The organism is Polaribacter sp. Asnod6-C07, from assembly GCF_045063625.1.
Lineage (GTDB): Bacteria > Bacteroidota > Bacteroidia > Flavobacteriales > Flavobacteriaceae > Polaribacter > Polaribacter vadi_A.
In genome coordinates, this window is record NZ_JBEFOF010000005.1 from 3,578,098 (window position 1) to 3,602,620 (window position 24,523).

The following is a 24,523-nucleotide window of genomic DNA, read 5'->3' on the forward strand; positions in this document are numbered from 1 at the left end:
TTTTATGATATTATATTACCAAATGGACTTTATTTTTCACAAAGATTATCAATAAGAAAGGATTATGATAGAAAATAAATCTTACATTAAATTAAGCAATTAAAAAGAACTAATTAGCTACTACAACAGCTTCCTTTTCTTTTATCAATCTTAATGTTAATCGATTAAATCTGATAAATAATAATACTGAAGCTGTTGATAAACCTGCAAGTAAGCCTAACCAAATACCAAAACTTCCATATCTATCTTCTGACCCTAAAAAGTAAGAAACAGGAAAACCTACACACCAATAAGAAATAAAAGTTAAGAGGGTTGGTATTTTAACATCTTGTAGACCACGTAAAGCTCCTAAAACGACTACTTGAATGCTATCAGATATTTGAAAAAATGCAGCTGCAATTAAAAGTTTAGAGGCAATTGTTATTACTTCCATATTATCTACAAAATTTACTTTATCATCTAAATCTACATAAATGGTAGGCATTATTTTATGAAACAAGAAAAACAAAACTGCAAAAATGGTCGCTAAAATTAGTCCTAAAAGAAAAATTGAGAATGCAATTCTACGTAATTCTTTAAAATTTTGTAATCCTTTTTGATTTCCAACTCTAATCATAGAAGCAACACTTAAACCCATTGCAACCATAAATGTCATAGAAGATAAATTTAAGGCAATTTGATTTGCAGCTTGTGGATTTTTACCTAATAAACCACTTAACCAAATTGCAGCAGTAAAAATAGCCACTTCAAAAAACATTTGCATTGCACTTAAAGATCCTAAGTTGATGATTTTTTTTATCATCAAAATATCTAAAACAAAGAATTTTAAATTACTAACAATTCGTTTGGAACGTGCTTTATTTTTTAATAAAAGCCATAAATAAATTACCATAATAATTCTAGAAGCCAATGTACCATAAGCAGCACCAACAATACCTAATTCTGGAAAACCAAACTTACCAAAGATAAATAGATAGTTTAGTACAATGTTTACAATATTGGCAATTAAAGTAGCATACATTGGGTACTTGGTCATAGACATACCATCACTAAACTGCTTAATTGCCTGAAAAATAATTAACGGAATTAATGAAAAAGCAACTAAATCTAAATACGGAATTGCCAACTCTACAACTTCTTTGGGCTGCTGCATTAGATGCATTAAAGGTTTTGCAAAAAACACCATTAAGAACAATAAAATACCTAAAGAAGTACATAAAAATAACCCGTTTTTAAATGTAGATCTGGCTTGTTCTAAATTATCAGAAGAATCTGCTTCTGCAATTAAAGGTGTAATTGCTGTAGAAAAACCAATACCAATAGACATTGCAATAAACATAAAACTGTTACCCAAAGAAACTGCAGCCAATTCTGCAGTACCCAATTGCCCAACCATAATATTATCTATAAATGCGACAAAAGTATGCCCTAACATACCCAACATTACAGGTGCTGCTAGTTTCCAATTGTATTTAAATTCTGATGTATATTGCTTAAGATTCACTTTTAAAAAATCGATTATCGGACTGCGAAGATACATATAAGATTCTCATTTTTTTAAGGAGAACTTCACAGTTTTAAGCTAAGTTTTTCAATAAAAAATATTACTTTTGGTAAAAACCAAAACTAATTATAATGGCAGATATTACGTTAAAAGGAAATGCAATAAATACAGTAGGTAATTTACCAGAAAATGGTACAAAAGCTCCTGACTTTAAATTAACAGCAGTAGATTTATCTCAAAAAAGTTTATCAGATTTTACTGGTAAAAATATCATATTAAATATTTTTCCTAGTGTAGATACTGGTACATGTGCAACTTCTGTAAGAGAATTTAATAAAAAAGCGGCAGATTTAGAAAATACAGTTGTGTTATGTATTTCTAGAGATTTACCATTTGCTCAAGCACGTTTTTGTGGTGCAGAAGGTATTGATAATGTTGTAATGCTTTCTGATTTTGCAACAGGTAATTTTGGTAAAGATTACCAATTAGAAATTGCAAATGGTCCTTTAGCAAACTTACATTCTAGAGCTATTGTTATTATCGATGATAAAGGCAATGTATCTTATACAGAACAAGTTTCAGAAATTGTTAATGAGCCAAACTATGAAAATGCTTTAAAAGCGATTTAATAATGAAAGATCCTAAAGATGGTTTTATAGTTGGCAGAATTAAAAGCTTAAAGTTCGCTTTAAAAGGAATGTGGATTTTAATTACTACAGAAGATAGTATTAAAGCTCAACTTTTTTTTGCCATTATTGCCACAATTATGGGATTATATTTTAACATTTCTACTACAGAATGGGCATTGCAATTTATAATAATTGGCTTAGTATTAGTAGCTGAGGCAGCTAATACAGCCATTGAAGAAGTTGCAGATTTTATTCACCCAGATTATCATGAAAAAATTGGCTTAATTAAAGATATTGCTGCTGGTGCACCAAGTTTTGCTGCTTTAATATCTTTAATTGTAGCTGGTTTTATTTATGTACCTAAAATAGCTTTATTATTTTAAGCAAATACGTATATTTACCCCTTAAAAATATCCAATTTTTTAATGGCTAAAAAAAAACAAAGCGTAAAAAAAACTACAGTTTTAACAGAAGAAAAATCTAGTATTTTTTCTTTTCTAAAAACAAGACAAACTCAAACTATATTTGGGTTTTTCTTAATTTTATTTTCGCTTTTTTTATGTATTGCATTTATTTCGTTTTTCTTTAGTTGGCAAGAAGACCAAAGTGCTATAGGAAAACTAGCAGATAAAACCATAAAAAGCAAAAATTTATTAGGTAAAATTGGCGCTAGTTTAAGTCATTTTTTTATTTATGACGGTTTTGGCTTAGCAGCTTTTCTAATTGCTTTTCAAATATTTTTATCAGGTATAGCTGTTTTAGTAAAAAAGAAACTTTCTAAAATTATTATTTCTTGGAACTGGGGTTTATTTATTATGCTTTGGCTTTCGGTTTCATTAGGTTTTTTACATCATAAATATGCACTTTTATCTGGTGTAATTGGTTTTGAAGTTAACGATTATGTACAGACATTTACAGGTAAAACAGGTTTAGTTATTATTTTAATCTTCTTATTATTAGCGTATTTAATTTTACGTTATAAAATAAGTATTGATACTTATTTAGAAAAAGTAAAACAAAATAAGATAGATAGAGAAGCAAAGCTATTAGTTGAAAATGAACAAAAAGCAAAAATTGAAATTGTACAAACAACTGAAACTAAGATAAAACAAACAGAAAACAAATCTGAAAATAACATAGACACAACTTCTGATAAAAAAGAAGAAAAATCTGAATTTGAACTTTCACTAGAAAATTTAAAACCTACTATTGCTAATCATTCTGATGTTACATCAAAAAATGAAGAAATTACGCTAAAAATTGAAAAAGAAATTACCCCTGAATTAAAGGTAGAAGAAACTTTAGAAAATTTACAAGAAGTAGAAATTGATGTAGCTATTGCTAGAGAAGAAGAACATTCTGTAGAAAATTTGTCAGACAAAGTTTTAAAAGATTTTGGTGAGTTCGATCCTACTTTAGAACTCTCTAACTTTAAGTTCCCAACATTTAATTTACTAAAGCAATACAATGAAAGTATTTCTATAGATCCTGCTGAATTAGAAGCTAATAAAAATAGAATTGTAGAAACTTTAAAAAACTACAAAATTGGTATTGCAGAAATTAAAGCAACTGTTGGCCCAACAATTACACTATATGAAATTGTACCAGAAGCAGGTATTCGTATTTCTAAAATTAAAAACTTAGAAGATGATATTGCTCTTTCTTTATCAGCATTAGGTATTCGTATTATTGCTCCTATACCTGGTAAAGGTACAATTGGTATAGAAGTACCAAATAAAAAATCGACCATAGTTTCTATGCACTCTGCAATTTCATCTAAGAAATTTCAAGAATCGCAAATGCAATTACCAATAGCTTTAGGTAAAACTATTTCTAATGAAACTTTTGTTGTTGATTTAGCAAAAATGCCTCACTTATTAATGGCTGGTGCAACAGGACAAGGAAAATCTGTTGGTTTAAATGCGGTTTTAACATCACTCTTATATAAAAAACATCCTGCAGAAGTTAAGTTTGTTTTGGTTGATCCTAAAAAAGTAGAATTAACTTTATTTAACAAAATTGAACGTCATTATTTAGCAAAACTTCCAGATTCTGAAGAAGCTATTATTACAGATACTACCAAAGTTGTACACACATTAAACTCTTTGTGTATAGAAATGGATAATCGTTACGATTTACTAAAAGCTGCAATGGTTAGAAATATTAAAGAGTACAACACTAAATTTAAGCAGCGTAAATTAAACCCTAATGATGGGCATCAATTTTTACCATATATTGTTTTGGTAATTGATGAATTTGCAGATTTAATAATGACAGCTGGTAAAGAAGTAGAAACACCAATAGCACGTTTAGCACAATTGGCCAGAGCTATTGGTATTCACTTAATTGTAGCCACTCAAAGACCATCTGTAAACGTAATTACAGGTATTATAAAAGCAAACTTTCCTGCAAGAATTGCCTTTAGAGTTACATCAAAAATAGATTCTAGAACCATTTTAGATTCAGGTGGAGCAGATCAATTAATTGGTCGTGGAGATTTATTATACACCAATGGAAACTCCATAACAAGAATACAATGTGCTTTTGTAGATACACCAGAAGTAGAAAAAATCACTGATTTTATTGGTTCACAAAAAGCATACACTGAAGCTCATTTATTACCAGAATATGTAGATGATGAAAGTGGCACAAGTATTGATGTTGATATAGCAGACAGAGATAAATTGTTTAAAGAAGCCGCAGAAATTATTGTTACAGCACAACAAGGTTCTGCTTCTTTGTTACAAAGAAAATTAAAACTAGGATACAACAGAGCTGGTAGATTAATAGATCAATTAGAAGCTGCTGGTATTGTTGGTGGCTTTGAAGGTAGTAAAGCAAGGCAAGTTTTAGTGCCAGATTTTATAGCTTTAGAACAATTATTAGAAAACGAAAAAAATCAATAGTGGCTCAGAGAGAATAAGAGCAACAAAATTTTAAAACATGAAAAAAATAACAATATTATTTTTAAGTTTATTAATAACAAGCTTAACTTTTTCACAAACATCACCAAAAGCAAAATCATTGTTAGATGAAGTTTCATCGAAAATGAGTGCATATAATAATATGTTTCTTGGTTTTAGTCAGACTTTAAGTAACGAAGAAGCTGGTATTAAAGAAGGTGATGAACCACCTATTAGAGGAGAAATCAATTTACAAGGCGAAAAATACAACCTAAATTATTTAGGTAATAATTTTATTTATGATGGTAGCAAGCTTTATGTAATTAATAATGATGAAAAAGAAATTTCAATTACAGATGGAGATATGAGTGGAGATGATGGCTTTATATATCCTTCTAAATTATTAACTTTTTATAAAGAAGGTTACAATTTAGAAATGGGTAAATTAGAAAACATTAATGGTAGAAAAATTCAATTTGTAACCTTAAACCCTATAGATAGTGATTCTGAAATTGTAAAAGTAGAATTAGGTATAGATGAAAAAACAAAGCACATATACAAACTAATACAAACAGGTGCTAATGGAGCAAAAACAAGTTTTATAATTACTACTTTTAAAAGTAATCAAAACTTATCAGAAAGCTTTTTTAAATTTGATAAGCAAAAATATTTGTCTCAAAAATATACAATCGACTAATTATTTCAATTAACAATAAATTAGTAGCATCTTATAAATTTAGGTGCTACTTTTGTTTTTTATGAAGATTTTAGATAAATACATCTTAAAGAGCTTTTTAGTACCTTTTGTTGCTACATTTCTTATTGTACTTTTTGTTTTGGTTATGCAAGCCTTATGGCAAGCATTCGAAAACATTGCAGGTAAAGGTATTAGCCTTGCATTTATTTTAAAGTTTTTATACTATACTACTTTAATGATAATTCCTCAAGCATTACCAATTGGTGTGCTATTATCATCTATAATGGCTCTAGGTAATTTAGGTGAAAACTATGAATTTGCAGCAGCAAAATCAGCAGGAATTTCTTTACAAAGATTAGTAAGACCTATTGCTATTTTAGCAATCGCTTTAAGTGGTATTAACTTCTTATTCTTAAATAATGTATATCCTTATGCTATACTAAATCAATCTAATTTATATTTAAACATCAAAAAGAAAAAACCTGCAATGGCCTTAGTACCTGGTAGTTTCAATGCAGATTTACCTGGTTACCAAATTAAATTTGATGAAAAATATGGAGAAAATGAAAACTTGTTAAAGAAAGTTTTAATTTACGATTTAAAAGGTAAAAAAGGAAATCAAAAAGTAATTACAGCAGATAGAGGTAAAATTCTTACAGAAGAAGGTAGTAGATATATGACCTTTATTTTATATGATGGTAATTATTATGAAGAACACGTAAAATCTGCAAAAACACAAGATAAAAGAAAAAAAATGGCAGCCTCAAATGCCACTTTTAAAGAATATGAATTTAATATTGATATTTCGTCTATAATAGGTGGTGATTTAGACACAAATAGAGTTACCAATCATTTTAGGATGTTAACTTTAAAAGAATTAAAAGATACCATACCAAAATTAAAAGGTAGGTATGATGAAATTTTGGGTTTACGTGCAAAAAACATATACATAAGTACACAGGCTAAAGAATTATACAACTATCCAGATTCTTTAAAAAACAATAATTTAGATAGTATTACCATAAATAATTTTGAAATAAAAGACAAAATTTCTATTCTAAATTCTGCAACTACAAAAACAAATAGAGTTTTAAGTACTTTAAAAAATAATACAGAAACTGTAAAATGGAACAGAAAGGGGCTTAATTTTTACGATACTGAATACTATAATAGAATAGCTTTTTCATTATCGTGTGTTATTCTCTTTTTTATTGGTGCTCCTTTAGGCTCAATTATTAGAAAAGGCGGTTTTGGTATGCCAATGATTTTAGCAATTGCCATTTATGTAACTTATTTCTTTACCAATACTTTTGGTAGAAACTTAGCAGAAGAAAGTAGTGTTTCTGCGTTTTTAGGTTCTTGGATTTCTGCAATTATAATGATTCCTGTTGCAATTCTATTAACAAAAAGAGCTACAAAAGATAAAGGGATTTTTAATATTGATTCCTTTTTACAACCAATTACCAAATTATTCAAAAAAATATTACCTAAAAAAAGGTAGAAGATATGACATCACAAATTTTAGATAAAAACATCCAATTAAATACTATTGAAGCAGCAATAAACGATATTAGAAATGGTAAAGTTATTATAGTTGTAGATGATGAAAACAGAGAAAATGAAGGCGATTTTTTAGCTGCAGCAGAAAAAGTAACACCAGAAATGGTAAACTTTATGGCTACACATGGTCGTGGTTTAATTTGTGCACCATTAACCGAAAAACGCTGTAAAGATTTAGAGCTAGGTATGATGGTAAATAACAACACAGATCCTATGGAAACTGCATTTACTGTTTCTGTAGATTTACGTGGTAAAGGTGTTACTACTGGTATTTCTGCTTCAGATAGAGCTTTAACTATTAAAGCTTTAATAGACAAAGAGACTAAACCTTTTGATTTAGCAAGACCTGGCCATATTTTTCCATTAAAAGCAAAAGAAGGTGGTGTTTTACGTAGAACAGGACACACAGAAGCAGCTATAGATTTTGCAAGATTAGCAGGCTTACAACCTGCAGGTGTTATTGTAGAGATTATGAATGAAGATGGTACAATGGCTCGTTTACCTCAACTTTTAGAAGTTGCAAAAAAGTTTGATATTAAAATAGTTTCTATAGAAGATTTAGTAGCTTACAGAATGGAGCACGATTCTTTAATAGAAAAGAAAGAAGACTTTGATTTAGAAACTCGTTTTGGTAAATTTAGATTAAGAGCATACCAACAAACTACAAATAACCAAGTTCATATTGCTTTAACAAAAGGTTCTTGGACAAATGATGAGGATGTTTTAACAAGAATAAATTCTACCTTAGTAAATAATGATATTCTAGGAACGTTAACCAATAACCCAGATAAGAAATTAGACCAAATGTTTAAGGTAATTAATGATGAAGAAAAAGGAGCAATTTTATTCATCAACCAACAAAACCAGTCTAAAAACTTATTAAGTAGATTATCTATTTTAAAAGAAAATCAGAAAAATGGCGATATAAAAGCACCAGCAATTGCTATGGATCAAAGAGATTTTGGAATTGGTGCTCAAATTCTACATGATTTAAACATCAGCAAATTAAAACTATTAACCAACACTCAACAAACTAAAAGAGTGGGTATGATTGGATATGGTTTAGAAATTGTAGATTATGTTAATTATTAAACTATTAACAAATCTAACTTTTTAAAAAAGTACTAAATAACTACCTTTTTACTTTCTTAAAAAATAGTAAACTTATGAAAGTAAAAGATAAAGTTGCAATTGTAACAGGAGCATCAAAAGGAATAGGAAAAGAAATTGCGATACTATTAGCTAAAAATGGTGCTAAAGTTGTTGTTAATTATTCCAATAGCGAAAAAGAAGCAAATGCTGTAGTTGATCTAATTAAAAAAAATAAAGGTGAAGCTTTTGCTTTTAAAGCTGATGTTAGCAAAAAAGAAGAAGTAGTTGCGCTATTTGATAAAACCTTAGCCACTTTTGGTAAAATAAATATTTTGGTAAATAATGCAGGTGTTATGTCTGCAAAAAAACTAAAAGATAATACAGAAGCAGATTTTGACAAACATTTTAACGTGAATGTTAAAGGTCTTTTTAATACGCTACAACAAGCAGAAAGTAAACTTGCAGATAAAGGAAATATTATAAATATATCTTCTAGTACTGTAAAATTAATGTTGCCTACTTATGCAGTTTATTCTGCAACAAAAGCAGCTGTAGAACAAATTACAAGAGTTTTTTCTAAAGAAATTGGCAGGGAAATTTCTGTAAACGCTGTAGCTCCAGGTCCAACAGAAACCAAGTTATTTTTAGAAGGTAAATCTGAAGATTTTATTGAAAAGTTAAAAGGAATGAATGCTTTTAATAGACTAGCAAAACCAATAGACATTGCACAAGTTGTTTTGTTTATGGCAAGTGATGAATCTAAATGGATTTCAGGACAAGTTATAGGGGCTAATGGAGCAATGGTTTAGATTAACACCTCTACTCCACTTTCTAATTCAATTGGTTTTTGGTTTTGGGTAAATAATCTTGCTGATAAATTTCCTCTTAAATAAATAGCATCACCTTTTACTTCTAACCAACTACCTTCTCGTAAACCTAAAACAGGAATATCATTAAAAACATGAAATTCCTTAATTCGCGTTTCACGAGTTTCTCCCATATGCTTAGAACCTTTTACAGGATCCAAATAATGTGCATTAATATTAAAAGAGATGCAACCTAATGTTGTAAAACTTGGTGGATAAACAATTGGCATATCATTAGTATTCATCATATTTATACCACAAATATTACTCCCTGCACTTGTACCTAAATAAGGTGTACCTTTTTCTAAAACCTTTTTTAAGATAGATAAAACATCATTTTTATATAATTGATTTACCAACTCAAATGTATTTCCACCACCAGTAAAAATAGCTTCTGCATTTAAAATAGCTTCTTTAGGATTTTTAAATTCATGAATCCCTTTTACATCAATATTAATAGAAGAAAAACCTTTTTTAGCAATAGCAGTATATTCATTATAAGTAATACCACTTGCACGTGCATAGGGTATAAAAAGTATCGTTTTTACTTCAGTAAAAAAAGATTTTAACGTTGGTAATAGATAATCTAAATAACCACTTCCATGAGTTGTAGATGTACTTGCAATAATCATTTTTTTCATAAAAGAGTATTCTAACTAATTGATAATAATTTTAATAATTACAAAATTATTTTTTTTCCTAAACAATAAATGGCTAAATTAACAAATTAAATATTTAACCCTCAAAATATGAAAACTAAAATTATTTTTCTCACATTATTTATTAGCCTTTTTTACGCCTGCGAAGTTTCTAACACATCAGACGTAGAAATTAATACTTTAGATTTAGTTGGCACTTGGTCTTTAACAAATATTGCTATAGATGATGCAGTATTAAATATAACAAATCCTGTTGTACTTACAGTTACAGGTAATGGTTATGGTAAAGATTTAAATGCATCATTAACTTTTTCTGAAAACCCTAACTTAGCTGTAATTAATGGTGATCTTACTTTTGTTTTAAACTATAATTCGTCTGGAGAAACACATACAGAAGAATTGTATTTAGATGATATCTTTTTCAATGATAATTTTGGTTTTTTATCAAGCTCTTGGCAATTAGATGGTAATACACTTACATTAAATGAAGGTGGTGAACAACTGAATATAGATATTATCTCATTTATTGATGAAGTTTTAACCATAGAAGTAGATGTTAATAAAACAATTGCTGTAGATGATGTTACCTCTATTGTAACAGGTAAAGCCACTTTAACAATCGAAAAATAATACAATTAAAAATAATTCTTAAAAGCATCATAAAATTTATGATGCTTTTTTTGTTTAACAAAAGTTTATAAAAGCATTAATAGAGTTTTAAGAGGCACTACCCTTTTCTTTGTTAACATGAGAAATCCAATTCTATTTTGCTGTTTATTTCTTTGTACTGTAGTTTATAGTCAAGAAAAGAGAAAAGTAATTACTGGTAAAGTTTTTTTTAATGATGAAGCTATTACAGATGCTCATATTATCAATAAAAACTCAAATCAAGGTGCAAGTACCAACGATTTTGGTTTGTTTGAAATTCCGGTTAAAATTGGTGATGTTTTAACATTTTCTCACATCAATCTAAAAAAAGAAGAAGTTACAATTACCCAAGAAATTCTAGACCAAGAAATCTTTGTAATTACGCTAAAAGGTAAAACCTATGAGTTAGAAGAAATTGTTTTAGAAAAACCAAAAAGTATATTTTATGTAGACCCAGAAATAATGCCACCACCAACTGTAAATGCAAAAACATTAAATTTACCTTACGCAAACACTATAGCCAAAAAAGATACAAGAATAGCAAAACTTACACTTACTAGTGCATCTGTAAGCTTAGATAATTTAATTAATTCTTTAAACGGAAATTTAAGACGTGAAAGAGAATTAAAAAAAATAAAGTTAGAAGATAAAGCTTTATCTAAAATTAGAAAACATTTTACAGACGATTTTTTTATTACAGATTTAAATATAAAGCCAGAAAACATCAATCCTTTTTTAAATTATTGTTACAAGAAAAACATTATTAATTATTATAACAAAGAAGACAACTTGGCTGTTACAAGAATTTTAATGCAAGAAAGTAGAACTTTTCCTCAGAATAAAACAGAAATCACTTTACTAGAAGAAAAATGAAATTATTAATCTAAAAAAGAATAAATTAATCAGTAAAAAAAATGCTACATGATAAAAAAACTACTCTTATTTTTTTCTTTATTTATTATAATTTTAAATGCTTATTCTCAAGACGAAAAAATTTTAATTAACGGAAAAATTTTAGATTCTTTAGGTCTTGTTAAAAATGCAAACATTATCAACCTAAATACTAAACTTGGTACTTTTTCTAACGATTCTGGAGCATTCAGAATGTTAGTTACTAAAGGAGATTCATTAATAATTTCTTCTGTACAACATATATCAAAAAAAATACTCATTACAGATAAAATTTTATCAGAAAGTAATTTAGAGATTTCTTTAAAATTAAACACCTACACTTTAGATGAATTTGAGTTAAAAAAACACAATTTAATGGGTAAATTAGCTGTTGATGTAAAATCTTTACCAAAAAAAAAGCGGGATTCTATATTAAAAGATAATATGGATTTTTCTAATGTAAATTTTGCACAAAAAGATTTTAGGATTGATGCAAACATAAGAGCCAAACCTATAATTGCAAAAACAGTTACCAATCAATATTCTGGATTAGAAGTAGGTAAAGTTTTAAGTAAACTCAATCCTTTTAAAAAAAGCAAAAAAACGAAACCATTAGAAGATAACTTAAGTTATTTAGAAGCTTTTCCTACTAAATTATTAAATGAATTGGGCAATGATTACTTTTATAATCAGTTAAAGATTCCCAAAGAAAAATATTATCATTTTTTAGAGTATTGTAAACCTTTAAACATAGAAAAAATGTATAAAAATGGTAAAGTATTACAAGTAATAGAAATACTAAGAACTCAAAGTTTTGAGTACCTTAAAATTACTAGTAATGTAAAAAAAAATCGTTAAACCTCATAAAATGAGTAATAAATGGAATATTTTGTGTAACATTATGTAGAAATTTCACACTAATTCTTTAATGATTAAAGACATACTATTTCAAATAAAATATACTTTTTCTTTTTTAAAATTCAATAGAAAAAAAGAGTTAAGCCTTAGGTTAAAAGAATCTTTTGGAAAACTGAAAGATGATTCCTTTGACTTCGAAAGTATTGAAAGCTACTTCAGAAAGAAAAACAATTCAAAAGCATATCAAGTTCTATCTGACAAGACTTGTAATGACTTAGATTTTGATGATTTGTTTATGTTTCTTGATCGAACTAACTCAAACATTGGTCAACAATATTATTACAATAACCTTAGAACCATTGAAATAAATGAGAAGCAAACCAAACTAAATGAAGAAATAATAACAAAATTATCACAAAACCCTGAATTAAGAATTTCGATTCAAAAAAAGATTGAAAAACTAAAACATAAAGATGCTTACTTTATAGCTTCTTTATTTCAAGAAGAGCATATAAATCCACCAAAATGGTTTTTTATGATACAGTTTTTATCATTTACAAGTTTAGTATCATTAATTTTAGGTTTTTTCAATCCATTTTTTTTTATCATTCTATTAGGAATTTTCTGCATAAATTTTGTGCTTCATTATTGGAATAAAAATAATTTAGTTCAATATGTAAGCTCTATTCCACAACTTTTAAGGCTTAATAATATCGCTTCTCATTTATTCGCCAAAACATTATTTAAAAAATTAAATCCAGACTTACCAAAGTCAATCAAAATAATAAATGAAGTCAAAAATAGAATGTCATTTTTTTCACTTGAGGCAAAACTTCAAGGAGAATTTGAAATCATAGCTTGGTTTATATTTGAGATTTTTAAAACAATGTTTTTACTAGAACCACTATTATTATTTGGTGTTTTAAAAAGATTAAACACAAAAAGAGAAGAAATAGAAAGTGTTTTTAAATTTGTTGGACATATTGATATGTTAGTTTCAATTGCTTCTTTAAGACACGGACTAGAAACATATTGTTTACCAATTATTAATAATGGAGATAAAATTGCTGTTAAAAAAATTAGCCACCCATTAATATATAAATGCACAACTAATAGTATTGAAATAGAAGAAAAATCTATACTTCTTACAGGTTCTAACATGTCTGGTAAAACTTCTTTTATTCGTGCAATTGGATTAAATATTATAACAGGGCTTACAATTAATACTTGTTTTGCCCATTCAATGACTTTTCCTTTATTAAAAGTGTTTTCGGCTATTCGAATTAGTGATGATTTAATGAACAATAAAAGTTATTATTTTGAAGAAGTAGTAACCATTAAGGAAATGCTTAAAGAGAGCGTAAACGGAAATAAAAATTTATTCCTTTTAGATGAAATATTTAAAGGTACAAATACAGTTGAGCGCATTTCTGCTGGAAAATCTGTTTTATCTGCTTTAATAAAAAATAATAATAAAATATTAGTTTCAACTCACGACCTAGAATTAACTGATCTTCTTTCAGACGAATATGAATTATATCATTTTAGTGAAACAATAAATGAAAAGAATGTTGATTTTGATTACAAACTAAAAATAGGAAAATTACAAAAAAGAAACGCAATTAGAATACTTGAAATTAATGATTATCCAAAAGAGATTGTAAACGAAGCAATCAAAATAGCAAAAGAATTAGACAAAACATATTTAGCAAAAAACAATACAGAATATAATTAATTGCAAATCCCTAACCTACTTAAAAAAATTTTCGCTGATTTTCTATTTGTAATTTTTTAATTGCTTAGCCTATTAATACTCAACTAATTTTTTAAATAAAAACGATATAGATAATGAATAATTAAAGAAAATTTATTTAAAGTAAATACCTAAACAACTTCTAAATAATAGTTTTTAACATAAGTTTAAAACAGATTTTTAAAACCATAAACAATAAAAGTTTTACTTTGTAAGTAAAGTTTTATTTATGATAAAAAAATTATTGCTACTTTTTCTTTTTGTGGGTTGTATTTTAAGCTCTTATGCACAAAAGAAACCTAAAATTATTATTGGTAAAATTACGGATTCTTTGGGTATTGTTAAGAATGCGAATATCATAAACCAAAAAACAAATCAAGGTACTTTTTCTAGTGATCAAGGTTTGTATAGAATATTTGTATCTGAAGGAGATACACTTCGTTTTTCTTCTGTACAGCATAAATCTAAAAAAATTGTAATTACAGAACGTATTTTAGACAATAAAGAATTAAACGTAAAACTAAAAGCTGCAATTTATAATTTAGATGAGTTTGATTTAAAAAGACACAATTTAATGGGCAGGTTAGCTGCAGATATAAAAGATGTACCTACAAATGTAAAAGACTCTTTATTGAATGATGTTATGGATTTTTCTAATATAGATTTTAATAAAGTAGACACTAGAATTGATGAAATAGAAAGAGCAAAACCACCCGAAAACAATGTAGATCCAACACAAAAGTTTGCTGGTGCAGGAGCTGCAGCTGTTTTACCTTTTAAATATTCTGAAAGACTATGGGCTTTACGCAAAGAATTGGCTAGAAAAAAAGCATTTCCTTATCAAATACTCTCAGAACTTGGTGAGCAATTTTTCTTTGACGAATTAAAAATACCAATAGAAAAATATTTTCACTTTTTAGAATATTGCAATCCTTTAGGTATAGAAGATTTACATAAAGGTGGTAGAACTCTAGAACTGATTAAAATATTAAGATCAGAAAGTATTTCTTACCTGAAAATCGATAAAAAAGAGTAGTTTAGCTCAATAATTGAATAATATTCATCAAAACCAATAAAAAGAAAAGAATTCAATAATACAAAACTACAGTTTCAACAACATTGTAAAGTGAATTTATAGCAAAGTATTTCTAATGAAATTAAAAAACACCTTCTTATTACTTTTAATCATTCCGCTTTTTTCTTTTTCGGTACACAAATATTACTTGAGTTTAACTCAAATAAACTACAAGCCAGAAGCCAAAGCGATTCAAATTACCATTAATGTTTTTATGGATGATATTGAAACTGCTTTAAATAAAGATAACAACATAGATTTACAGTTAACCACAAAAAAAGAACTTAAAAATAACGATATTTATTTTGAAAATTATTTAAAAGATAAACTCTTTTTTAAGGTAGATAACATCTCAAAAAACTATAATTATATTGGCAAAGAATATGATGGCGATTTGGTTTTCTTTTATTTAGAAATAGAAAACATAGAAAAAGTAAACACAATTAATGTTGTAAATAACATTTTAATAGATCATTTTGACAAACAACAAAACTTAATAAAATCGAAAGTAAATGGTAAAAGCAAAAGTATTTTACTAACTAAAAATAAAAATTCAGTACAACTCAAATATTAACACAAACAAACATTTTATGAAAAAAATTGGACTCTTATTGTTCTCATTTGCATTTGCTGCCAATTCTTATGGCCAAATCACAAAACAAGGGCATACAAATCAAAATAAGTTTAAGCAATTAAAACAAGAATTACCAACACCTAATTTAGAAAGAACTGCCTCTGGTAAACCTGGTAAAGAATACACACAACAGAAAGTAGATTATGTAATGGACATTACTTTAGATGATGCCAATACAAAAATTACGGGTTCAGAGACCATTACGTATCATAATAATTCTAAAGACGATTTAGAATATTTATGGGTACAATTAGATCAAAACATGAGAGCTGCAGACTCTAAAACTCCAGACATTAGTCCTAGTAGCATTAGAACTAAAATGAGTAAAGGCAGATATAATAGAGCTTTTCCAGAAGAACGTTTTGATGGTGGTTTTAATATAATGAGCGTTACTAATAAAGATGGTAGCCCATTATTACATACTATTAACCAAACAATGATGCGTATTAACTTAGTAGAACCTTTAGCTTCTGGTGATACTTTTGAGTTTAATATATCTTGGTGGTACAACATCAATAATCATAGAACTGATGGTGGTAGATCTGGTTACGAACATTTTGATGAAAATGATAATAACAATTACGTCATTGCACAGTTTTATCCAAGAATGTGTGTGTACGATAATGTAGAAGGATGGCAAAATGACCAATTCTGGGGAAGAAGTGAATTCGCTTTAGAATTTGGAGATTTTACAGTTAACATTACAGTTCCAGAAGATCACATGTTAGGCGCAACAGGAGTTTTACAAAACGAAAGTGAAGTTTTAACCAAAAAAGAACAAAAAAGATTAGAGACTGCAAGAAAAACTTTTGATGATGTCGTTGTTATCAGAACTCAAAAAGAAGCAGAAAAGATTGAAAAATCAAAAGCATCAAGTACTAAAACTTGGAAATTTGTTGCAGAAAACGTACGTGATTATGCATTTGCAACATCAAGAAAATTTATTTGGGATGCAATGGCTGTAGATATTAATGGTAAAACTGTAATGGCGTATTCATTATACTCTAAAGAAGCAAACCCTTTATATGGTGACCATTCTACAAAAGCAGTGGCACAAACTTTAGAAACATATTCTAAATACACTTTCGATTATCCTTATCACAAGGCTATTTCTGTAGATGGACAAATGGGTATGGAATACCCTCAGATCTGTTTTAATCCTGGTAGACCAGATTTACCAGATGGTGGTTATTCAGATAGAGTAAAATACAGAATGGTTAAAGTTACAATTCACGAAGTTGGGCACAACTTTTTCCCAATGATTGTAAATTCTGATGAAAGACAATGGACTTGGATGGATGAAGGTTTAAACTCATATATGGAAATGTTAGCAGAGTTAGATTACGATCCTAATTTTCCAATTACTAGAGGTTATCCTAAAAACATTGTAAGATATATGTCTGGAGATCAGTCTAGAATTGCACCAATTATGTCTAAAGGAGATAACGTATATAGCTTTGGTTCTAATGCTTATGGTAAACCAGCAACTGCACTTTGGATTTTAAGAGAAACCATTATGGGTAAAGAATTATTTGACCATGCTTTTAGAACATATTCACAAAGATGGATGTTTAAGCACCCATCACCTGCAGACTTTTTTAGAACTATGGAAGATGCTTCTGGTATAGATTTAGATTGGTTTTGGAGAGGATGGTTTTACACAACAGATGTTACTGATATAGGTATTAAAAGTGTAAAAAAATATGCTACAAAAGAATCTGGAGACACAGTAGAATTTGTAGAAGATACTACAGAAGGTTTAGGTTTTTCAAAAAATGAAAATAAATATCATTACGAAATTACTTACGAAAAACCAGGAGGTTTAGTAATGCCAATTATTGTAGAATTTACTTATAAAGATGGTACAAAAGAGAAAAAAACATACCCTGCACAAATTTGGAGATATGATGATAAAGAAGTAACTAAAGTTTTTTCATCATCTAAACAAATAGAAAGTATAATGATAGATCCTGATTTAGAAACTGCAGATGTAGATACTTCTAATAATGCTTTTCCTAAAGAAACAGCAAATAAGTTCGACAAGTTTAAATCGAAAATTAAAGGATAAAATGGAAAGTCTGTAAAAGACAACTATTTATTTTATTAAAAATTAATTTAAAAGGCAATATGTATTCATATTGCCTTTTATTATGATAAAGGTTTGTTAAAATTTTAACAAACCTTTATCTCTTTGTATAGTAATTGTTAATTTTAGCCTAAATAAAAATTCAAATTATAACAAATGAAAAAAATCTCTTTATTCGTATTTTCTTTATTCTTTATAAGCACTGTTAGCATTGCACAAGAAAAAAAGGAAGAAAAGAAAACGCAACAAGGGCACACAGATCAAAACAAATTCAGACAAATGAAAGATGTTTTGGCAACGCCTAATGATCAGCATACTGCTTCTGGTGCTCCAGGTCATCAATATACCCAACAAAAAGTTGATTATATTATGGACATTCGTTTAGAAGAAAGTACAAATAAAATTTATGGTGATGAAAATATAACTTATCACAATAATTCTAAAGACAATTTAGAATATTTATGGGTACAGTTAGACCAAAATATGAGAGCTGACGATTCTAAAACTCCGTTAGCAAAATCTGAAGGTGCATCTGCTTTTATAACACCAAGTAACTTTAAAAGCACTTATTTAAAAGAAGGTAAAGGTTTTGGTTTTAATATAGAAAAAGTAACAAGTGCAGGTAAACCATTATCACATTTCATCAACAGAACAATGATGAGAGTTAATTTACCAAAAGCATTAGCACCAGGTGAAACTTTTGAATTTAGCATTAAATGGAATTATAAAATTAACGACATCAACAAAGATGGAGGTCGTTCTGGTTTAGAATCTTTTCCTGATGGAAACAACAACTACACAATTGCTCAGTTTTTTCCAAGATTAGCAGTATATAATAATGTAGAAGGATGGCAAAATATGCAATTCTGGGGACGTTCTGAATGGGCTTTAGAATTTGGAGATTATGAGGTTAATTTAACTGTACCTGAAGATCATATTGTAGATGCAACAGGAGTTTTACAAAACGAAAAAGATGTTTTAACTAAAACACAACGCAAACGTTGGGAAACTGCAAGAAAATCTTTTGATAAACCTGTTTTAATTGTAACACAAGAAGAAGCAGAAAAAGCAGAAAAAGGACGTGCAACAGGTACAAAAACTTGGACATTTAAAGCACAACAAGTTAGAGATTTTGCTTTTGCAACATCAAGAAAATACATTTGGGATGCTATGGCTACAGATGTAAATGGTAAAACTGTTATGGCAGTTTCATTATATCCTAAAGAAGGTAACCCTTTATGGGAGGAGCATTCTACAAGAGCTGTTGCAACTACTTTAATTGAATATTCTAAGTTAACGTTTACATATCCTTATCCAAAAGCAATTTCTGTGCATTCAGAAAGACAAGGTATGGAGTACCCAATGATTTGTTTCAACTTTGGTCGTCCAAATCCTGATGGAACGTATTCAGACAGAACTAAAAAAGGAATGTTAGGTGTAATCATCCACGAAGTTGGCCACAACTTTTTCCCAATGATTGTAAATTCTGATGAAAGACAATGGACTTGGATGGATGAAGGTTTAAACTCTTTTGTAGAAATTTTAGCAGAAGATGTTTATGATCCTGAATTATTTGCATCAAATCCTGCAAAAAACATTACACGTTATATGGGTGGAGATCAATCTAACATCTCTCCTATTATGTCTCAAGGAGATTACGTAAAACAATTCGGACCAAATGCATATTCTAAACCAGCTGCTGGTTTATACATGTTACGTAAAACCATTATGGGACCAGAATTATTTGATCACGCTTTTAGAACTTATTCACAAAGATGGATGTTTAAACATCCAACTCCAGAAGATTTCTTTAGATCTATGGAAGATGCATCTGGTATGGATTTAGATTGGTTTTTTAGAGGATGGTTTTATACTACAGACGTTACAGATTTAGGTATTAAAAATGTGAAACCTTTGTATTTAACTGATAAGCCAAGTGAAAGAGTAACTAAGTTAAAAGAACAGTACAAGCAGTATTTTGATAATTTAGGAGATTTAGTTTACATTACTGATAAAAAAGAAGATGCAAACCCTAAAGCTATGGATAAATATTTAGAAGGTGTAGAAGCACCAAGCTATATTTATTCTGTAGAATTCGAAAAACCAGGAGGTTTAGTTATGCCATTAATCGTAGAATTAACCTATGCTGATGGTACTACAGAAAGACAAACTTTCCCAGCACAAATCTGGATGAAAGATGATGCTACAGTTAAAAGAATTTTCTCTTCTACACAAGAAATTAAAAGTTTTAAAGTAGATCCAGATGAAGAAACTGCAGATGTAGATACATCTAACAACAGCTGGCCAAAACCAGAAACTGATAAGTTTGATAAATTTAAAGCTAAAGTAAAAGGATAAGATTTTTTCCTTTTATTATTTGAACGTAAACCTCATAATTTTACTAATTGTTAGTAATAATTATGAGGTTTCTTTTTAAATCATTTTAGTTTATAAATCTTACAATTAATAAAAATTAAAGTAAATTTAGATTAACGAAACTATAATAATTGAAAAAGTATAGTCATCCAATTTATTGATATAAAAAAGTACAAAAATATCAACAATAATTTATAATTAGCAGATTATTTATTTAAGAATTTACTACTAAAATTTATCAAAAATTCTTAAATTTACAATTAGCTATGAAAAAAATTACTTTAAAACCAAAAAAACATCGAGAAAAAGAAATTTTTTCTATTGAATATCCTTTTGATAAAGAAATAAAAACTCACTTAAAAAAATTACCTATTGTTTTTTGGAGCAATACACTTAGATGTTATTACGCTGAATTAAATAAAGAAAATGTAGGTTTAATTTTTAATCACTTAAGACTTAAAAAATGGTTTATTGATTATAGTAGTCTTCAATTAAAAACCACATCTGTAACAAAGAAAAAAGAAGTTACTCCCCTATTTTTACCAAATCTTTCTGAAGCATTAAAAAACGATATTAATAAATTTAAAAAGTGGCTACAACAAAAAAGATTAAGTGAAAACACAGTAAACACATATGCTGATGTAACTACATCTTTCTTAAAATATAGTATATCAAAAAACACAAATAATTATTCAACAAAGCTTATAGAAGCCTTTAATTACGATTTTATTTTTGAGCAAAATAAATCTGTTTCATATCAAAATCAATGTATAAATGGCATAAAGAAATACTTTGAGTATAAAGGTCTACAAGTTGAGAATATGTATATAGAAAGACCAAAAAAAGAAAAAAAGTTACCATCCGTTTTAAGTGTTAAAGAGATAAAATCTTTATTATCGAATACACAAAATTTAAAGCACAAAACATTGTTATCTCTTATTTATTCAGCAGGATTAAGAATTGGAGAAGCTTTAAATTTAAAAGTAAAGGATATTGATGGTCAAAGAATGTTAATTCACATTCATCAAGCAAAAGGTAAAAAGGATAGATATACCTTATTATCTGCCAGTTTTTTAGAACTATTAAGAGATTATTACAAGGCCTATAAACCTAAAGAATATTTATTTGAAGGACAAAAAGGAGCCCAATATACTAATTCAAGTGCGCAAGCAATATTAAAAATTGCTACCCAAAAAGCAGGGATAAAAAAAAGAGTTACTTTGCATACGTTAAGGCATAGTTTTGTAACCCATTTATTAGAAAACGGAACAGATATAAGATATATTCAAGAATTATTAGGCCATAACAGTCCAAAAACAACAATGATTTACACGCATGTAACAGAAACGAGTATAAAAAACATTAAAAATCCATTTGATGATTTATAAGAAAATAATATCTTTAAAAATAATAAATGAAGATTTATAATAATAACAAAAACTCAGCATAGCCACCCAAAAAAGATTAAAAGGCTTATAAAAACTAAGTGTATATTCGAGTTGTGTGTCATTAGAGAAACCATATGAAAAAACTTATATACTATCCGAATTTAGAACCACCAAATACTGAATGGCTGAAATTTTCAATTCTATATCTGGAAAAATTTGAGAGTATTGTGCCATATGGAAGGCAACATTTAATTTCAGACGAGTACAGAAGATTATCTAACGAAACTGATTTGGTCGAAATGTATTCACCTGAATTTATGCAAGGAGAAAGAGCTTCTATTAAATCAATTGAGGAGGCTGAAAAATTCTTGCAAAATCCTTATGGAAGAGGTCCACTAATGAATCGAATCAATATTGAGAGAAGTTGGAGGAATGAAAGAAATTGGACATATCAAATTTTTTCAGAGAAATTCTCTTATCAATTTGGGGAATTTTGTGAGAGAGAAAGAATAGGAAAAAGAAATGGAGAAGGCTTGATATTACCCAAGGAACTGGCTTTTTTATTTATGACACATTTAGCCCAAGAGATTTCCTATGAAAGAAATGGCTCAATAATAACCGATAATATTGAATTCGACAACTATTCGAATTTCTCAAAAGTGTATAATCCAGGAGTTCGTAACAGAAATAAGTTTATGAAAGGAATAATAAATTTACTTGTACCTGCAAATATTTCAGAGATAGGATTTGATAGATTAATCGAATTCAGAAACCAAAATAGGGAAAGAATTACTGCATTTAACAATCAAATCAATCTATTAGAAGAATCAATTGGAAATGGAGTTACAGAAAGACAATTCATAGATAGTTTCAATGACATTTATTCTGACTTAACAAGAGAAATAGTTATGATGGGAATTGGATTAGCTTCAATACCTTTTGCAACCTATATGCTCATTAATAATCCACAAGCTTTATCAGCGGAATATTCCAAAGAAATATTAGGTGCTTTAGGTATTGGAATTGGAGGAACATATGCTGTAAAAAGAGCACTTTTTGATACCAGAGAAAAAAGACTCTGTAAAAAGTATTTAACGAATGTTGAACGATTAAAATAACGCCACACAACAATGGCTATAGTTAATACGGGTTTATAGCTTAACCCAAAGTTAGGTGCTTTTAACCAAGTCCGCCAAATCTTTTGATTTGGCTTTATAAAGAAAAAGATAAAACAAAATAAAAAGTTTTGGCTAAGTGCTTAATCGGAAATTAATTACTTTTAATTCCCATACTAACCATAGCCGAGACGTTGTAACACATTTGAGCGGAACCTCAAAATCCGATATTAAAACTTGAAGTCGCTGAATTCTTGAGCAATCAACGGATTTAGATTTACATATTTAGATTTATTGTAAACTTCGTTTGTCTGAACTCTTTCAATTCTTATTTGTTGAAACTTCATCATTTTTTCATCAATTAAGAATTTTGAATCATAAGTAATGTAATAGTTGGTTTCATTAATTTTATTCGCAATAGATGAATACGACTTCACTGTTTTACGTTCAAACTGACTATATACTTCTTTTAGGTTTGTATAAAAACCTATAAAACTATTTATTTTTTTACTCGTACTGTTTGACTTCTTTCTTTCAATTTCAATTCCTTTAACTATATACAATTTCATAATTAGAAGTTATTAACAATATTTAGAATATAAATATCATATTCACGTTTAAAAAACAAAATTACATATTTTAAAGTACTTTATGAATCTGCATACTAAAATATAAAGCTATATTCTAAAACGACGTTAATAACTCTTAACCAAAACACCTGAATTTCAAATAGTTGAAACTTATCTTTGTATGGAGATAATATAACTGAATGGCTAAAAAAAGTGAAATAAAAAAGAACATCAAATTCTATAAAAAGGAATTGGAAAAATGGGAATTAAGAATTCTTATATCTCTAGTACTGATTTTTTTAGGGATTACTGTTTTTTATCTTTTTTATTTAAGAGCCAATAATTGGGATATAACAAATATCGATTTTGGAACTTTAGAATTACCCAAATTAAGTCTATTAACACCATTAGTTTTCTGTTTAGGTTTTTCTGCTAGACAATTTAATTATTACAAAAAGCAATTAGATTTGTACAAACTAAAATATACGGAATTATAAGTTGAAATCGGAATAAAAACGTGTTACAACACCGTGTATAATTCATTGCTAGTTATAGCCTACTTACGAAAGTCCTCGCGGACTTTCTATCTGTGTTTTATTTGCTAACTTTAGTGCTTAAACCACGCAACGAAATCATACACAAACACGTTGTGCATAATGCGGAAATCGTGCTAAACATCAACATTTGAACTAAAAAAGCCAACGCGCAAACAGCACATTTATTTTTTTGCCAACGCGAAAAGCCAACGCTTAAAAAAACAAAAGAGCTGTTTCTTTGCCAACGCTAAATTCATTCTTGACAATCGGAATAAAAAACTTTGCAACACCATTGCATTGAAATTTATTTATCTTTGTGCCAATGAAATTTATAACTATCATACTATCATTATTAATTCTTGGTTTGTCAATTAAACCTTGTTCTGACGGAGATAATGCCGAAGACCAACATCAAGAAGAAATATCTGCTGAACACAATCATCAAAATGATAGTGATGATACTTGTCCAATAACTTGTATTTGTAATTGTTGCGGAATCGCAATTACATATGAACCAATTCAAACTTTTGAATTAGTTGTTAATAATCAAATCTCTACAGAAATATTATCTGTCTATCAATCAATCTACAGATTTAACTTTCATTCCAATATCTGGCAACCGCCACAATTAATTAGCTAAAAATATCGACTAAAAGTCAAAATTTTAAAGTTAATTAACATTTA

General features: G+C 28.2%; 22 protein-coding genes. 19 read left to right on the forward strand and 3 right to left on the reverse strand.

Going from position 1 to position 24,523, the window contains the following annotated elements; all coding sequences use genetic code 11:
• Nucleotides 1-109: 109 nt before the first annotated feature.
• A complete protein-coding gene (locus ACJJVK_RS15600; RefSeq protein WP_405567667.1) occupies nucleotides 110-1,504 on the reverse strand; it encodes an MATE family efflux transporter in 1,395 nt (464 codons plus the stop codon).
• 131 nt (nucleotides 1,505-1,635) lie between these two features.
• Between ACJJVK_RS15600 and tpx the strand changes: the two genes are divergently transcribed.
• The 7 genes from tpx to ACJJVK_RS15635 all read left to right on the forward strand — a co-directional run bounded on the left by tpx (nucleotide 1,636) and on the right by ACJJVK_RS15635 (nucleotide 9,194).
• Nucleotides 1,636-2,133 carry a thiol peroxidase gene (tpx, locus tag ACJJVK_RS15605; RefSeq protein WP_405567669.1) on the forward strand — a complete coding sequence of 166 codons (498 nt, stop codon included), beginning with the start codon at nucleotides 1,636-1,638 and terminating at the stop codon, nucleotides 2,131-2,133.
• A gap of 2 nt (nucleotides 2,134-2,135) precedes the next feature.
• Complete coding sequence (locus tag ACJJVK_RS15610) at nucleotides 2,136-2,516, forward strand: diacylglycerol kinase family protein (protein ID WP_215994818.1); 381 nt, start codon at nucleotides 2,136-2,138, stop codon at nucleotides 2,514-2,516.
• A gap of 42 nt (nucleotides 2,517-2,558) precedes the next feature.
• Entirely contained in the window at nucleotides 2,559-5,039 is a 2,481-nt protein-coding gene (locus ACJJVK_RS15615) for a DNA translocase FtsK 4TM domain-containing protein (RefSeq protein ID WP_405567670.1), read from the forward strand.
• A gap of 37 nt (nucleotides 5,040-5,076) precedes the next feature.
• Nucleotides 5,077-5,733 (forward strand): outer membrane lipoprotein carrier protein LolA, encoded by a 657-nt coding sequence (locus ACJJVK_RS15620; protein WP_215994820.1) that lies wholly within the window; start codon nucleotides 5,077-5,079, stop codon nucleotides 5,731-5,733.
• A gap of 61 nt (nucleotides 5,734-5,794) precedes the next feature.
• Nucleotides 5,795-7,234: an LptF/LptG family permease gene (locus ACJJVK_RS15625; protein ID WP_405567673.1), complete on the forward strand. Its 1,440-nt coding sequence runs from the start codon at nucleotides 5,795-5,797 to the stop codon at nucleotides 7,232-7,234.
• Between the two features lie 5 nt (nucleotides 7,235-7,239).
• Entirely contained in the window at nucleotides 7,240-8,385 is a 1,146-nt protein-coding gene (gene ribB, locus ACJJVK_RS15630; protein ID WP_405567675.1) for a 3,4-dihydroxy-2-butanone-4-phosphate synthase, read from the forward strand.
• Between the two features lie 74 nt (nucleotides 8,386-8,459).
• On the forward strand, nucleotides 8,460-9,194 hold the full coding sequence (locus ACJJVK_RS15635) for an SDR family oxidoreductase (RefSeq protein ID WP_215994823.1): 735 nt from the start codon (nucleotides 8,460-8,462) through the stop codon (nucleotides 9,192-9,194).
• On the opposite strand, the gene pepE is transcribed toward ACJJVK_RS15635, so the two are convergent.
• Nucleotides 9,191-9,892 (reverse strand): dipeptidase PepE, encoded by a 702-nt coding sequence (pepE, locus tag ACJJVK_RS15640; RefSeq protein ID WP_405567678.1) that lies wholly within the window; start codon nucleotides 9,890-9,892, stop codon nucleotides 9,191-9,193. The two genes, ACJJVK_RS15635 and pepE, sit on opposite strands and share 4 nt — an antisense overlap.
• A gap of 108 nt (nucleotides 9,893-10,000) precedes the next feature.
• On the opposite strand from pepE, the gene ACJJVK_RS15645 reads away from it, so the two are divergent.
• From ACJJVK_RS15645 to ACJJVK_RS15690, 10 genes are all read left to right on the forward strand, one after another.
• The gene (locus tag ACJJVK_RS15645; protein WP_405567681.1) at nucleotides 10,001-10,540 is read left to right on the forward strand and encodes a hypothetical protein; all 540 of its coding nucleotides are present in this window, start codon (nucleotides 10,001-10,003) and stop codon (nucleotides 10,538-10,540) included.
• A 117-nt stretch (nucleotides 10,541-10,657) separates the two neighbouring features.
• Nucleotides 10,658-11,431, forward strand: coding sequence for a carboxypeptidase-like regulatory domain-containing protein (locus ACJJVK_RS15650; protein ID WP_405567683.1), 774 nt, complete (start codon nucleotides 10,658-10,660; stop codon nucleotides 11,429-11,431).
• Between the two features lie 48 nt (nucleotides 11,432-11,479).
• Nucleotides 11,480-12,307: a hypothetical protein gene (locus ACJJVK_RS15655; RefSeq protein ID WP_405567685.1), complete on the forward strand. Its 828-nt coding sequence runs from the start codon at nucleotides 11,480-11,482 to the stop codon at nucleotides 12,305-12,307.
• A 70-nt stretch (nucleotides 12,308-12,377) separates the two neighbouring features.
• Nucleotides 12,378-14,042, forward strand: a complete 1,665-nt coding sequence (locus tag ACJJVK_RS15660; RefSeq protein WP_405567688.1) for a MutS-related protein — start codon at nucleotides 12,378-12,380, stop codon at nucleotides 14,040-14,042.
• A gap of 247 nt (nucleotides 14,043-14,289) precedes the next feature.
• Complete coding sequence (locus ACJJVK_RS15665; RefSeq protein ID WP_405567691.1) at nucleotides 14,290-15,096, forward strand: hypothetical protein; 807 nt, start codon at nucleotides 14,290-14,292, stop codon at nucleotides 15,094-15,096.
• A gap of 115 nt (nucleotides 15,097-15,211) precedes the next feature.
• A complete protein-coding gene (locus tag ACJJVK_RS15670; protein ID WP_405567694.1) occupies nucleotides 15,212-15,709 on the forward strand; it encodes a DUF6702 family protein in 498 nt (165 codons plus the stop codon).
• Between the two features lie 16 nt (nucleotides 15,710-15,725).
• Nucleotides 15,726-17,837, forward strand: coding sequence for a M1 family metallopeptidase (locus tag ACJJVK_RS15675; RefSeq protein WP_405567697.1), 2,112 nt, complete (start codon nucleotides 15,726-15,728; stop codon nucleotides 17,835-17,837).
• 174 nt (nucleotides 17,838-18,011) lie between these two features.
• Nucleotides 18,012-20,213 carry a M1 family metallopeptidase gene (locus ACJJVK_RS15680; protein WP_405567699.1) on the forward strand — a complete coding sequence of 734 codons (2,202 nt, stop codon included), beginning with the start codon at nucleotides 18,012-18,014 and terminating at the stop codon, nucleotides 20,211-20,213.
• Nucleotides 20,214-20,497: 284 nt separating this feature from the next.
• Complete coding sequence (xerA, locus tag ACJJVK_RS15685) at nucleotides 20,498-21,619, forward strand: site-specific tyrosine recombinase/integron integrase (RefSeq protein WP_405567702.1); 1,122 nt, start codon at nucleotides 20,498-20,500, stop codon at nucleotides 21,617-21,619.
• Between the two features lie 134 nt (nucleotides 21,620-21,753).
• Complete coding sequence (locus tag ACJJVK_RS15690; protein WP_405567705.1) at nucleotides 21,754-22,737, forward strand: hypothetical protein; 984 nt, start codon at nucleotides 21,754-21,756, stop codon at nucleotides 22,735-22,737.
• Nucleotides 22,738-22,964: 227 nt separating this feature from the next.
• Here the strand turns inward: ACJJVK_RS15690 and ACJJVK_RS15695 are convergent, their stop codons facing one another.
• Nucleotides 22,965-23,303 carry a hypothetical protein gene (locus tag ACJJVK_RS15695; RefSeq protein WP_405567707.1) on the reverse strand — a complete coding sequence of 113 codons (339 nt, stop codon included), beginning with the start codon at nucleotides 23,301-23,303 and terminating at the stop codon, nucleotides 22,965-22,967.
• Nucleotides 23,304-23,503: 200 nt separating this feature from the next.
• Here ACJJVK_RS15695 and ACJJVK_RS15700 point away from each other — a divergent pair, with 200 nt between their 5' ends.
• The gene (locus ACJJVK_RS15700; protein ID WP_405567709.1) at nucleotides 23,504-23,800 is read left to right on the forward strand and encodes a hypothetical protein; all 297 of its coding nucleotides are present in this window, start codon (nucleotides 23,504-23,506) and stop codon (nucleotides 23,798-23,800) included.
• A gap of 361 nt (nucleotides 23,801-24,161) precedes the next feature.
• Nucleotides 24,162-24,479 carry a DUF6660 family protein gene (locus ACJJVK_RS15705; protein WP_405567710.1) on the forward strand — a complete coding sequence of 106 codons (318 nt, stop codon included), beginning with the start codon at nucleotides 24,162-24,164 and terminating at the stop codon, nucleotides 24,477-24,479.
• The last annotated feature ends 44 nt before the right edge of the window (nucleotides 24,480-24,523 follow it).